We start from the raw sequence: 12,560 nt of genomic DNA, 5'->3' as shown, positions 1-12,560 counted from the left end.
TCCAGCGTTTCAGCCCCAGACGAAGGCCTTGTCCGCATCGAACGGATGCGTGGCGCGCCAGTGGCGGGCGATGTCGACGCGCCGGGCGACCCAGACGCGGTCGTGTTTCTCGACGTGGTCGAGGAAGCGCTGCAGCCCGCGCATCCGGCCCGGCCGGCCGAGCAGCCGACAGTGCATGCCGATGCTCATCATCTTGGGCGCCTCGGCGCCTTCCGCATAGAGCACATCGAAGGTGTCGCGCAGGTACTCGAAGAACTCGTCGCCGTGACTGAAGCCCTGCGGCAGCGCGAAGCGCATGTCGTTGCAGTCCAGCGTGTAGGGCACGACCAGGTGCGGCGCCAGCGCGCCGTCGGTCTTGCGGACGTTGAGCCAGAAGGGCAGGTCGTCGCCGTAGTAGTCGCTGTCGTACTCGAAGCCGCCGAAGTCCGCCACCAGCCGGCGCGTGTGCGGGCTGTCGCGGCCGGTGTACCAGCCCGACGGCCGCTCGCCGGTCAACTGCTGGATGATGTCCATGCCGATGTCCATGTGCTGGCGCTCAATGGCTTCATCGACGCCCTGGTAATGGATCCAGCGCCAGCCGTGGCAGGCGATCTCGTGGTTCAGCTCGACGAAGGCCCTGGTCAGCTCCGGATGCCGTTCCAGCGCCATCGACACGCCGAAGACGGTCAGCGGCAGCGCGCGTTTCTCGAACTCGCGCAGCAGCCGCCACACGCCGGCGCGCGAGCCGTATTCATAGATGCCTTCCATGCTCAGGTGCCGCGCGGGGAAGGCCGGCGGGTTGAACATCTCGGACAGGAACTGCTCGCTGCCGGCGTCGCCGTGCAGCACCGAGTTCTCGCCGCCCTCTTCGTAGTTGAGGACGAACTGCACGGCGATGCGCGCCTGGCCGGGCCATTGCGCGTGCGGCGGGTGCTCGCCGTAGCCGACGAGGTCGCGGGGATATCCGGGGGAGACGACGGGCTTCATGCGAAGGACTTCATGGCGGTGTCGATGAACGTGTCGAAGGAGCGCGGCCGCATCAGCGCTGAAGGACCGACTTCAGGTCCTGCACGCGCGGATCGAGCCGCAGGTTGGCCTCGACGTTGCCGAGGTGCGCATCGAGCAGCTTCAGCGCCGCGCGCTTGTCGCGCGCCTCGAGCGCGTCGACGATGGCATCGTGCTCGGCCTGCGACTCGGCGGCGGAATGGGAGCTCTGGTACATCAGCGCGATCAGCGAGCTGCGCGAGAGCAGGTCGGTCAGCAGCTGCGCCAGCACCTCGTTGCCCTGCATGCGGGCGAGCACCACGTGGAAGTCCGCCAGCAGCCGCGTGCGGCCGGGGACGTCGGTGCGGGCGACGGCCTCGCGCTCCTGCTTCAGATGGGCCCGCAGCTGCTTGATCTGCGCAGGGGTGATGCGCTGGCAGAGGTCGGCCAGCATGGCTGCCTCCAGCATCTTGCGCACCTCGAAGACCTGTCGCGCCTCCTCGACGCTGGGCTGCGCGACGAAGGCGCCGCGCGCCGGCTCCAGCCGCACGAGCCGGTCGCGGCTGAGCTGGTTCAGCGCCTGGCGCACCAGCGTGCGCGAGCAGTCGAAGATGTCCGCCAGCTGCTGCTCCACCAGCTTGGTGCCCGGCATCAGCCGACGCTCCACGATCGCCTGCGTGATCGCGGCGGTGATGCGTCCGGTGACGGAAGCGCTGGCGTCGATGTCCCGGGCGTTCATGGCGGTGTGATTGACGGACGTGGTGGACGTGCGTGGAGACGAAGGGAGGAGAGACGCTGAGTGGAGGCGGGTGTGCAGTGTGTTCGAGAGTGTATACACTTTGCGCTTTCACACCCTCATTCACTGAAGGCGCCGATGGGCAAGCTCACGACTCACGTCCTCGACACCATGCACGGCAGCCCGGCTGCGGGCATGGCGGTGCGGCTGTACCGGATCGAAGCGGGCGAGCCTCGTCTGCTGCAGGCGCTGACGCTGAATGCCGACGGACGGGCGGACGGTCCGCTGCTGGAAGGCGCGACGCTGCAGGTCGGTCGCTACCGGCTGGTCTTCGCGGTGGCGGAGTACTTCCGCAGCCGCCGGGTGACGCTGCCGGAGCCGGCCTTCCTGGACGAGGTGCCGCTGGACTTCGGGATCGCCGATCCCGGCGCGCACTATCACGTGCCGCTGCTGGCGAGCCCCTGGGCGTATTCGACCTACCGGGGCAGCTGAGGTCCCCGCATGCGCTCCTGGCAGACGCTGGCCCTGAGACTCGCGCGCGAGCCGGCGGTGCTGGTGCGCGTGGACGAACTGCAGGGCAGCGGACCGCGTGAGGTCGGCGCATGGATGGCGGTGACCGCGTCCGACGTCGTGAACACGATAGGCGGCGGGCAGCTCGAATTCGACGCGATCGCGAAGGCGCGGGCGGCCTTGGCGGCGGGGCGCGTGCTGGAGGCGCGCCAGCGCTTCGCGCTCGGGCCGTCGCTCGGCCAATGCTGCGGCGGCGTCGTGTGGTTGACTTTCGACTGGCTGGACGCGCAGTCGATCGCCGGACTGGCCGACCGGCTCGGCGATCAGAGCGAGTGGCGGCGCGTGGTGCTCTTCGGCGGTGGACACGTGGGACGCGCGATCGTCGACCTGCTGGCCAAGCTGCCGGCGACGGTGCACTGGATCGACAGCCGCGACGGCATGTTCCCGGAGCCGCTGCCGGACAACGTCCGCGCCGAACAGTCCGAGCCGGTGCAGGGCGCGGTGCCGACGCTGTTGCCGGGTTCGCACGTGCTGATCATGAGCTTCAGCCACGCCGAGGACCTCGACATCCTGGCTTCGTGCCTGCGGCGCCAGCGCGAGTCGCGGGATCTCCCGTACATCGGCCTGATCGGCAGCAAGAGCAAATGGGCGACCTTCCGCCATCGGCTGGAGGCGCGGGGATTCACGCCCGCGGAGCTGGCACATGTCACGTGTCCGATCGGCATCCCGGGTATTCCGGGCAAGCAACCCGAGATGGTGGCGCTGTCGGTCGTGGCGCAGGCGATGCAGGAACCGGCCGAGCCGCGTTGAGCGACTCATCTTCCGTACTTCCACCGCCGCTGGCCCTCACCCCCGCCCTCTCCCGCAAGCGGGAGAGGGAGTCCGACTGGCTCTACTCGCAGCGCCTGCTCCTCTTGCTCCCTCTCCTGCTTGCGGGAGAGGGCGGGGGTGAGGGCCAGCGGCCGTCGCAGTCCGCACGCCAAACTGTATACACTTGGATCCTCAACGTCGCCGCGGCGCCCCGATCTTCTCAGCGCGACGCTTGCCGGTTCACAGCGCCCGCAGTGGTGGTCCGGATCTTGCTCGACGTTCGTTGATGGACAGCTACCTGCTTGACTGGGCCAATCTGCTGCTGCGCTGGCTGCACGTGATCGTGGCCATCGCCTGGATAGGCGCCTCCTTCTATTTCGTCTGGCTGGACAACCACCTGGTGAAGCCGCAGGCCGAGGACCTGAAGTCCAAGGGCGTGGACGGCGAACTCTGGGCGGTGCACGGCGGCGGCTTCTACAACCCGCAGAAGTACATGGTCGCGCCGGCCAACCTGCCGCAGCACCTGCACTGGTTCTACTGGGAGAGTTACTGGACGTGGATGAGCGGTTTCGCGCTCTTCGCGCTGCTGTATCTCTTCAACGCCGACACCTACCTGATCGACAAGCGCGTCTTCGACTGGAGCGCCCCCGCGGCCGTGGCCGGGGCGCTCGGTTTCCTCGTCGGCGGCTGGCTGGTCTACGACCAGATCTGCCGGCGCTTCGGTCGCAAGGCCGACGGCTCGATCGGCAACGACGGCGTGGTGCTCGGCTTGATCGCGGTGGCCGTCGTGGGCGCGGCGTGGGCCGCATGCCAGCTCTTCGCGGGCCGGGCGGCCTTCCTGATCACGGGCGCGATGATCGCCACGATGATGAGCGCGAACGTCTTCTTCTGGATCATCCCGGGCCAGAAGCAGGTCATCGCCGACATGCGGGCGGGGCGGCCGGTGGACCCGGTCCACGGCCAGCGCGGCAAGCAGCGGAGCGTGCACAACACCTACTTCACGCTGCCGGTGCTGATCGCGATGCTGTCCAACCACTACGGCATGCTCTACAGCCATGCGCACAACTGGCTGGTGCTGGTGATGCTGATGCTCACGGGCGCGCTGGTGCGCACCTGGTTCGTGAAGCGTCACAAGGGCATCGACGCCTGGCCGCTGCTCGTGGCGGTGGTGATGCTGCTCGCGGTGCTGATCGCGTGGCTGGCGCCGCAGCCGGCGATGGTGCCCGTCACGATGGTTCCCCCGACGACGACGGCGGGCTCGTCGGCAACACCTGGCCCCAGCTCGGCCATCGCGCTCAACGAGTCAGCCGAGGTGTCGTTCGAACAGGTCCGGACGATCGTCAACGCGCGCTGCCTCGCGTGCCACAACGCGGCGCTCGCGCCCAAGCGCATCCAGTTCCACGAGCCGCAGATGATCGAACAGCACGCGGCGGAGATCTACCAGCAGGTCGTGGTGCAGAAGACCATGCCGCTGAACAACGCGACCGGCATCACCGATGAGGAACGGGCGGCGTTGGGACGGTGGTTCAAGGCGAGGTGAGGACGCTCATCCGCGTCCTGCCGCTCATGCAGCGTCCGTCGACCAGGTCTTGAGCACCTGTCGCAGCTTCTTCCGCCCGTCGCTGTTGGTCTCCCGGTAGGTCTTGAGCGCGAGCGCGACGAACTGCTGCTCGGCCTGGCTCATGCCCTTGGGCGCGCGTTCCTCGTCGAGCCAGCCGGACGGTTGACCGCAGCGGTCCTCGAACTGGCGCGCGAGCTTGTCCCCGATCGGGCGCTCGCCCGACTTGGCCATGCTCCAGGTGGCGCGACTCACTTCGAGCTTCTCCGCGAACGCCGCTTCGAGTCCCTTCGGCGATCCGCCGGCGGCGATGCTCTGCTCGACGAACTCCTGGAAGAGCGACAGCACGTTCTGGCGGCGGAGGGTCGAGGTGGGCGTGGTCACGGGGCGATGTGAAAAGTATTCACAAATTCTACTTGACGACGATGTGAACGGTGTTCACAATCCGCTTCATTCCAGAACCACGGAACGGGTCGAACGACCTGATCCACGCCAGAAATCGACGAGCTGATCATGAACCGCGCCATCTCCCTCCAGACCAACGCACTGCCTGCCGGCGGTGTGGCTGCGTCCCTGGTGAGCGCGCATCGCTGCTCCTGTCATTTCCATGACACCGAGGGCCACCATCGCGGGATGGCCGGTGCGGATGACGGGGCGGATCACGCAGCGCGCAAGGCTTAGCCGACAAGCGCGCCACGATTCGCAGGACTCGAAAGAGGCCCGGACTCCGCAAGGATCCGGGCCTTCCTGTTTTCCGTTTTCCTTTTTTCTTCTTCTTCTTCTTCTTCTTCTTCTTCTTCTCTCGGGTGTGTCCGTGCACAAGCGGCGGGCCGGCTCGACGTGCATGTGTGCCGACGCGGCCGCGCCGGCATGCAGCGAGACGCACCGCGCAGGCGGCCGGGCTCGCGTGCGGACACAGCCGAGAGAGGATTTCTCAGACCTTCATCTCGACGTAGCCAAGAGGTTCAAGGCGACGGATTGCAAATCCGTTGGCGCAAGCCGTCCCCGGTTCGAATCCGGGCGTCGAGTCCAGTTCAAGGGTGGCCGTAGCGCAGTCGGTCAGCGCGCCGGGTTGTGGCCCCGGAGGCCGTCGGTTCGATCCCGACCGGTCACCCCATGCCATTCACCATCGAGGGAAACCCCTCGGTTGAAGCGTCGTGGCGCGTCTCGCGGCAGGGAGGCCGGAGCAGAGTCGCCATAATCCACGTCAGCCCCGGAGGGAGGACGCGCGCGTCGAGCCGGGAAGGAACCGAACCCGGCCGCAGAGCCGCATTGCCATGACCGCCATCTCCGATGCCGCGCGCGAGCTGCGCGCTGCCTTGCATGCCGCCACGACCGGCCTCGTCGGTCGCGAGCCGCTGGCCGAATTGATCGTCCTCGCCGCCGTGGCGCAGGAACACCTGCTGGTCGTCGGACCGCCCGGCACCGGCAAGAGCGCCGTCGTGCGCCGCGTCTCGCAGGCGCTCGGCGGACGCTACTTCGAATACCTGCTCGGCCGCTTCACCGAACCCACCGAACTCTTCGGTCCCGTCGACCTGCGCAAGCTGCGCGAGGGCACCGTCGAGACCGACGTCACCGGCATGCTCCCGGAAGCGGACGTTGCCTTCCTCGACGAGGTGTTCCTCGGCTCGACCGCGATCCTCAACACGCTGCTGGGTGTGCTCAACGAGCGCCGTTTCCGGCGCGGTCATACGCAACTCGCCTGCCCGCTGCGCGTGTGCGTGGGCGCCGCCAATGCGCTACCCGAGGACGAGGCGCTCGCCGCCTTCGCCGACCGGTTCCTGCTCCATGCGTTCGTCGAGCCCGTGCCCGACGAGCAGCTCGAGGCGCTGCTGCAAGGCGGCTGGCGCAGCGACTTCCAGACCGTCGACGGGGTCGGCGCCATGGCCCATCTGGACCTGCTGAGCCGGCAGCTGCGCGAGGTCCGCATGGACACGGTGCGTCCCGCGCTCGCCGACGCGATCCGCCAGTTGCGCGCCGCCGGCCTTCGCCTGTCGGATCGACGCATCGTCAAGGCGCAGCGCCTGATCGGCGCGGCGGCCGTGCTGGCGGGTCGCCTGGAGGCGACGCGTGCGGACCTCTGGCCGCTGCGCTACGTGCTGCCGACGCAGCAGGCGCAGCTGCAGGCGCGGGACGTGCTGAAGGACCTGTTCGCTCACGCGGAGCATCCGCACCTGCGCTTCGCCGTCGAGGACGCCGCGATGCAGCCCTTGTCGCGGGTCGGGCGGCTGCTCGCGCAGGCCCAGGCCTGCCTGGAGGTGGCGGAGAAGCCGGAACGCGCGGCGGTGGAAAGCGTGCTGCGCGAGATCGACGCCAACTTCTCCGCGGAGCAACTGCCTGCCGAGCTCGCGGCGGTCCGCGAGCAGTTGCTGGCGCGAGCGCGCGGCGACATCGCTCCGACCGGCGGCGCAACCCTGCAATGACCGCGGCGGACCGAGCCGTGGCGCCGCACCGCTGGGTGTGGCGGCCGCCGGCGGAGGACGCGGCACCGCGCCCGCAGGCGGCCGTCGCGCATGGCCCTGCGAGCCGGGCGTTGCTGGCCCGGTTGGGAGGTCTCCCGCCGACACAGCGCGAAGGCCTGCAATTGACCGCCGCCGAGGACTGGCTGGTCGTGCTGGGCAACACCGCCGTCGTGCCGTGGGTCGACGGCGTGCGTTACGCCGCGCCGAGCCCGCGGGTGACCACGCTCTGGCTGCCCACGCACGCGACGCTCGATCTTGATCCGGAACTGGTGTGGCGCGCACTGCGGCGGCGCTATCCGCGGTCGCCGCTGCTGCTGTGGCCGTCGCCGGAGATCGTGCTCCCGCTGGACCGCGCGCAGCCTGCCGACGACGCCACGCTGCGCCTGCTCGCGGCGCGCTGGGAGGTCGAGCTGACGGTCGCTGCGGAGCCGGCCGTGGCGGACCCCTCACCATGAGCGCGCCGATGGAACTGCCGTCGCCGCTGCATCGCTGGCGCGACTGGCTGGGCTGGTTCGACTTGGCGCTGGCTGAATCGCTGGGCGATCTGGTGCGTCGTCTGCAGGACCTGGCCGGTCCGGTGCAGGCGCGATCGGGGCGCGCCGACACGCAGCCCGAGGGACTCGGCGATCTGCGGTCGCGCGGTCCCTACGACCGCCTGCTGACGACCGAATGGCTGCTGGCCGACGAGCTGCCGGAGGAATTCCTGCGCCGCGCGGCCGCTTCGGAACATCTGTTCCTGGCGCCCGCGTTGAAGGCGATGCCCACGGACCGCGCGGTGGTCGCGCTCTTCGACGCAGGGCCGCTGCAGCTCGGGGCGCCGCGGCTGGCGCATCTGGCCGCATGGGTGCTGCTGGCGCGCCGCGCCGCGGACCTCGGCGGCACGCTGCGCTGGGGCATCGTGCAGCAGCCGGGCGCGCTGCACGGCGCCGCGCGCAGCGCCGACCTCGCGCGGCTGATGACGTCGCGCACGCTGACGTCCGCCTCCGAGGTGGATCGCGACGCCTGGCGCGCGGTGTTGTCCGCGTCGGGCGAATCGCACGACGACAGCGGGCAACCCGGCCAGGATCTCTCCGACGCCGAGGTCTGGTGGATAGGCGCGCCGACGCCGGACCTGGCCGCGCCCGCGGGCAACGAGCGAGTGCTGAGTTTCCGACTCCAGTGGACGTCGCCGCAGCTGGATGTCGCCTTCGCCGCGCCCGGCGCGACGCGGCGGACGACCTTGCCGTTGCCCGAAGAGGGCCTCGCCGCACGGCTGATGCGGGCGGACTTCAAGACGCCGGAGCGCTCCTCATCGCTCCAGGGGGCGCGTCCGAAGGGGACGGGCAAGCGCGCGCCGCCGCGCGGCAACGCGCCGCCCATGGCCCTGACGCATCCGCCCGTGTTCTCACGCGGTGGCGGCTCGGTGCTGGTGCCGGGCGTGGAGGGCTCGCACACGGCGTTGATCTTCTCCATTCCTTCGCCGGCATCGGGACGGCCCGTGCAGCGCCGTACGCCCCAGTGGGCCGCTCGTGCGACGCCCATCGCCTTCGGCCTCAGCGGTCTGAGCGCACATGCGCTGATCCAGTGCGGGGAGCTCCGCCTCTTCCAGGGCTGGCAGGTGAAACGCTTCGTCCAGCGCCAGCTGGGCGAGACCGATGTGTTCGTGCACGTCCCCGGCACGGCCCGGTGGATGCCGATGGTGAGCCTGCACGACGGCAAGGAGTCGGCGCTGCTGCTCGTCGACAGCACGAAGCGTCTGTCGTTCTGGCCGGGGCAGCCCGGACCGCGCGATGCGCCGCTGCGCGCCATCGGCTACGAGGTGATCGCGCTCGCGGGCGTGACATCCACGTCGGCGCTGGCCGTCTACCTGGCGGAGGGACAGGTGTGTCTGGGGTGGCTGGGCATGGCGTCCCGGCAACTGAGCGGGATTCCCATGATGCCGGCGACGAAGGCGGCGGACCGCGCGCTGCTGGCGCTGCGTCCGGATCGAGGCCGAGGCCAGTCGCCGATGCCGGCGGCCTTGGCGGCCCGGTCGCAGCGCACGCCTGTCGAGACCTGGGATCTGTGCTGGGCGTCGCCGGGGATGGCCCTGATCAGTGAGGCGCCGTTCCCCGACCTGTCCCGGGCGACCCTCAGGGTGCCCCATGGTGCGAAGGTGATCGGCCTGACGACGCCGCACGACGAGGACTCCGCGGCACTGATCGTGATCGGCAGCGATCGCCGCTCCGTGGCGCGAATGTCGTCGGGCGCGATCCGGCCGCTGTTCAGCATAGCCGCCGACATCGTGCAGGCGGAGGTCTGCGCCGAGACGGGCCGAGTCGCCGTGCTGACGCGGGACCGCGAGCTGATCGTGATGGACGGCAAGGACGGCCAGGTGCTGATGGTGGCCCGGGACGACATGACCGATGAGCAGAAGGAGCCGACGCCATGAGCGCGGGTGCGGACATTCGCCAACCGGTGCTGGCGGGGCGCCAGCCGGTCGACGCGCTGTGGTGGCCGGCCGCGTGGCTGGATGAGGCGGCACGGCGTGGCGCGGTGCTGGAACACTGGCGGGACGGCGCATCGCTGTACCGCTTCGCCGACGGCGATCTGCTGTGCTGGCCCTCGGCGCGCTGGATGGACTGCGGCGCGATCGGGGCCTGGCCGCTGCGTCGACAGCACGGCGTGCTGTGCAGCGCGGCGGTGACGAGCGAGGAATGGATGCGGCACGGCGAGGGCGCCGGTCCTGGCCGCGCCGATGCGTGGCTGGCCGAGGGCGGACGGCTGCGCGCCTTGCGCTTCGCCGAGGCCGGGCGCGCTGACCCGTCCGAGTGGATCGCCGTGGACGCGCCGCTGATCAAGACCTTCGACCTGACGCTGCCGGCGCCGGAGGCGCAACTGGTCGTGGCGCCGCGTGAGCTGCGCGACGTGCTGGGACCGGACGTACCGGGCGAGATCGCGCCCGCCACGCTCGACATGCTCGAGGCCATGCGCCGTCTGGGTGGGCGCCGCGCGGGCAAGGGCGAGTCGACGCGCGGCGCGGCGGGGCGTGTGACGTCCGATGCCGACGGACAGGACCCGGGCGGCTGGTCTCGCGGGCACGTCGTGCTGACGATGTTCGGCGTGATCGCGGTGCTGCGGATCGCGGCGGAGGTACGGACTCGACCGGGGGACGTCGCCGGCACGAACCTCTGGGTCCTGTTCCTGTCCGTCGCCATCGCTGTCCTGGTGCTGGTGGCGATACTGGCGATGTGGTCGACCGTCTCGGGACGACAGCACCGTGCGACGGCGCGGACGCGCGCCGGCAGGGCGGGAAGTCCCGGCACCGGCAACGGCGCCCAGGCCGGCAAGAACGGCAAGGGCAGCGGTCTGGCCGGCGGCTTGCGCGAGCGGCTGAAGCGCGCCGACTTCCGTCCGCAGGCCTGGCGCCGGTGGGCCGCGCGCCTGTCGGCCACGACCGGCCTGATGTCGCTGATCGGCGTGCGCAACGCGGCCTACATGCGCCGCGTGATGCGCATGTTCGACGACGACCAGCTCAAGGACGCGCTGCGGCACGCACCGCCGCTGGGCGGCGACCCGGTGCAGGATCTCTCGCGGGGGCCGGGTTTCCTGCTGGGACCGCGGCAAGACCTGTCACTGGCGGGGCCGACCCATGGCGGCACCGCCTTCTTCGGCGGGGACGCGCTGTTCGATCACCTGCGCCAGCTCTATCGCAGGACGGCCGAGCGCCTGGAGGCGCAAGGCCGCTTCGACGAGGCGGCCTACGTGCTGGCGGTGCTGTTGAACGAGAAGCAGAGCGCGCTGGACCTGCTGGAGCGCCAGAAGCAGTTCGCCAAGGCGGCCGAGCTGGCGCTGGGCTGGGACCTCTCGCCTTCGGTGATCGTGCGCTACTACGCGCTGGCCGGGGACTGGCGTCAGGCCGTGCGCGTGGCGCGGCGCGATCGCGCGTTCGCGGCCGCCGTCGTCGAGCTGGAAAAGAAGTGGCCCGACGTCGCGCGCCGGCTGCGCATCGAGTGGGCCGACTCGTTGGCCCAGCGCGGTGAGTTCCGCGCGGCCGTCCGGACCCTCTGGCCGGTGACCGACGAACGCGATCGCGCCGCGAGCTGGCTCGCGACCATGGCGGCCGCCGGCGGTGCCGAGGCGGCGCGGGGCCTGATCTGGCGCGTGCAGGGATGGCCGCAGACCTTGGGGCTTCAGCAGGAGGCCCTGGACCGCTGGATCTTCACGCCGGCGAGTTCGGTCGAGCGCGCCGCGATGGCCGATGAACTGCTGACCTTCACCGCCCTCGTGCCGGAGGCGCGTCGCATCGCGCTGCGGCTGATCGGCCCCTTGCTCGAAGACCAGTTGCGCCTGGCGCATCCGCTGCTGGGCGTCGATGAGATCACGCGCTTCTCGCGGTTCGTCGGCGACGCCGCGTTCGCCGCGGATCTGCCGGCGATCAAGGGCTCGGTGATCGACCGCAAGCCCGTGGCGCTGCATCAACGCGACGAACCCCTGGCCGGCGAAACGCCGGAAGCCTGCGGGCTGGCCGTGTTCGACGCGTTGCCGCTGCCCGACGGGGAATGGCTGCTGGCGCTCGGTGATTCGGGCGTGGTGCGACTGGACGCGCAAGGCCGCCGCCGTGCGCATCTGCCGGTGCCGGCGGATCGGCTGGTGGGCGCCTTCGACGGCGGCTCCGCGCTGCTGCTGGCGCGCCGCCGCGTCGACGAGTGGCGCGTGAGCCGCCTGATCGTGCCGCAGGACCGCGTCGTCGACCTGGGCACGCACACCTTCCATGCGTACTCATCGCAGTTCGACGGCGACAGCTGGACGACGTCGACCGACAACCGCGTGCGGGTGCTCGACGTCTCGGCGCCCCTGCTGGGCGAGGTGCTGTGGCAGGTCGCGGACCTGCCGGGGCGGGTCATGGCCGTGGACACGCGGGAGGACCTCGAGCACTGGTGGGTCGCGGGCGACGGGGGCCGGCTGGCCGATGAGCTCTGGGTCTACAGCCTGCCGACGCGTCGCCTGGTCCGACGCGAGACCCTGCAGGCGCTGATGCCCGCGAAGGGCGGCATTCCGACGCGGCGCGTGGCGATCAACGACGGCCGGGTGATCGACCTGCACGCCTTCACCGACGCCGACGGTCTGCAGTGTCTGCAGCCGCAGGATCCGACGGATGCGAAGCGGCAGTTCCCGGTCCTTCTGGACGAGGCGCGGTGGACCATCGGCTTCGGCCATCGATGGATCGCCACCTGCCTGGATGGCGAGGGAGCCGACGAGTTGCCAGGACCCGTTCGCGTCGAACTGGTCTGCTACGAGACGGGGCGCCTGCATGCCCGCTGGCCGTGGCGGTCCGACAAGCCGCCGCGGTCGCGCTACTTCCGGGGCACCTGGATGTTCTTCGACGACGAGGGCCGCGTCATCGCGCTCGACACCGCCACGTGCCGTCAGTGGCGGCTTTCGCCGGCCGGGCGACGCTGAGCCGGACGGAAGCGCCCCCCGTCCCCCGACATCCCCACCTCCGGGTCACCCCGGTGGTGCTGGCCCGCCTCTGAAATCAGAATCCGGAACGTCGTTTCAA

The 12,560-nt window shown here is 70.4% G+C and carries 10 protein-coding genes and 2 tRNA genes; 9 read left to right on the top strand and 3 right to left on the bottom strand.

The window, feature by feature from the left end; all coding sequences use genetic code 11:
* Window positions 1–9: 9 nt before the first annotated feature.
* Both puuE and ABE85_RS15825 read right to left on the bottom strand, forming a co-directional pair.
* Window positions 10–966 (bottom strand): allantoinase PuuE, encoded by a 957-nt coding sequence (puuE, locus tag ABE85_RS15830; protein ID WP_067276520.1) that lies wholly within the window; start codon window positions 964–966, stop codon window positions 10–12.
* Between the two features lie 52 nt (window positions 967–1,018).
* On the bottom strand, window positions 1,019–1,702 hold the full coding sequence (locus ABE85_RS15825; protein WP_067276517.1) for a GntR family transcriptional regulator: 684 nt from the start codon (window positions 1,700–1,702) through the stop codon (window positions 1,019–1,021).
* 135 nt (window positions 1,703–1,837) lie between these two features.
* Between ABE85_RS15825 and uraH the strand changes: the two genes are divergently transcribed.
* The 3 genes from uraH (at window position 1,838) to ABE85_RS15805 (ending at window position 4,559) form a co-directional block, all read left to right on the top strand.
* On the top strand, window positions 1,838–2,191 hold the full coding sequence (gene uraH / locus ABE85_RS15820; RefSeq protein ID WP_067276514.1) for a hydroxyisourate hydrolase: 354 nt from the start codon (window positions 1,838–1,840) through the stop codon (window positions 2,189–2,191).
* Window positions 2,192–2,200: 9 nt separating this feature from the next.
* On the top strand, window positions 2,201–3,019 hold the full coding sequence (gene xdhC, locus ABE85_RS15815) for a xanthine dehydrogenase accessory protein XdhC (protein ID WP_067276511.1): 819 nt from the start codon (window positions 2,201–2,203) through the stop codon (window positions 3,017–3,019).
* Window positions 3,020–3,305: 286 nt separating this feature from the next.
* Window positions 3,306–4,559, top strand: a complete 1,254-nt coding sequence (locus tag ABE85_RS15805) for a urate hydroxylase PuuD (RefSeq protein ID WP_067276505.1) — start codon at window positions 3,306–3,308, stop codon at window positions 4,557–4,559.
* 24 nt (window positions 4,560–4,583) lie between these two features.
* Here the strand turns inward: ABE85_RS15805 and ABE85_RS15800 are convergent, their stop codons facing one another.
* A complete protein-coding gene (locus ABE85_RS15800) occupies window positions 4,584–4,961 on the bottom strand; it encodes a hypothetical protein (protein ID WP_067276502.1) in 378 nt (125 codons plus the stop codon).
* Between the two features lie 562 nt (window positions 4,962–5,523).
* Here ABE85_RS15800 and ABE85_RS15795 point away from each other — a divergent pair.
* From ABE85_RS15795 to ABE85_RS15770, 6 genes are all read left to right on the top strand, one after another.
* A tRNA-Cys gene (locus ABE85_RS15795) sits at window positions 5,524–5,609 on the top strand.
* An 8-nt stretch (window positions 5,610–5,617) separates the two neighbouring features.
* Window positions 5,618–5,694, top strand: a tRNA-His gene (locus ABE85_RS15790).
* Window positions 5,695–5,854: 160 nt separating this feature from the next.
* Window positions 5,855–7,000, top strand: a complete 1,146-nt coding sequence (locus tag ABE85_RS15785; RefSeq protein WP_067276499.1) for an AAA family ATPase — start codon at window positions 5,855–5,857, stop codon at window positions 6,998–7,000.
* A 17-nt stretch (window positions 7,001–7,017) separates the two neighbouring features.
* Window positions 7,018–7,494 carry a hypothetical protein gene (locus ABE85_RS15780; RefSeq protein ID WP_067282849.1) on the top strand — a complete coding sequence of 159 codons (477 nt, stop codon included), beginning with the start codon at window positions 7,018–7,020 and terminating at the stop codon, window positions 7,492–7,494.
* Window positions 7,491–9,449 (top strand): hypothetical protein, encoded by a 1,959-nt coding sequence (locus ABE85_RS15775; protein WP_067276496.1) that lies wholly within the window; start codon window positions 7,491–7,493, stop codon window positions 9,447–9,449. Before ABE85_RS15780 ends, ABE85_RS15775 begins: the two co-directional genes overlap by 4 nt.
* Window positions 9,446–12,460, top strand: a complete 3,015-nt coding sequence (locus tag ABE85_RS15770; protein ID WP_067276493.1) for a bpX6 domain-containing protein — start codon at window positions 9,446–9,448, stop codon at window positions 12,458–12,460. The genes ABE85_RS15775 and ABE85_RS15770 overlap by 4 nt, the downstream gene beginning before the upstream one ends.
* Window positions 12,461–12,560 lie beyond the last annotated feature (100 nt).

Source organism: Mitsuaria sp. 7 (assembly GCF_001653795.1).
Taxonomy (GTDB): Bacteria; Pseudomonadota; Gammaproteobacteria; order Burkholderiales; family Burkholderiaceae_C; genus Roseateles.
Note: the sequence above shows the minus strand (reverse complement) of the source record. Positions and strands in the feature narration are given on the sequence as shown.

Excerpts from the sequence above, each read along its gene's own strand:
- ABE85_RS15770 (WP_067276493.1), top strand. The coding sequence starts at position 9,446 with ATGAGCGCGGGTGCGGACATTCGCCAACCGGTGCTGGCGGGGCGCCAG.
- ABE85_RS15785 (WP_067276499.1), top strand. The coding sequence starts at position 5,855 with ATGACCGCCATCTCCGATGCCGCGCGCGAGCTGCGCGCTGCCTTGCAT.
- ABE85_RS15805 (WP_067276505.1), top strand. The coding sequence starts at position 3,306 with ATGGACAGCTACCTGCTTGACTGGGCCAATCTGCTGCTGCGCTGGCTG.
- uraH (WP_067276514.1), top strand. The coding sequence starts at position 1,838 with ATGGGCAAGCTCACGACTCACGTCCTCGACACCATGCACGGCAGCCCG.
- puuE (WP_067276520.1), bottom strand. The coding sequence starts at position 966 with ATGAAGCCCGTCGTCTCCCCCGGATATCCCCGCGACCTCGTCGGCTAC.
- xdhC (WP_067276511.1), top strand. The coding sequence starts at position 2,201 with ATGCGCTCCTGGCAGACGCTGGCCCTGAGACTCGCGCGCGAGCCGGCG.
- ABE85_RS15825 (WP_067276517.1), bottom strand. The coding sequence starts at position 1,702 with ATGAACGCCCGGGACATCGACGCCAGCGCTTCCGTCACCGGACGCATC.
- ABE85_RS15775 (WP_067276496.1), top strand. The coding sequence starts at position 7,491 with ATGAGCGCGCCGATGGAACTGCCGTCGCCGCTGCATCGCTGGCGCGAC.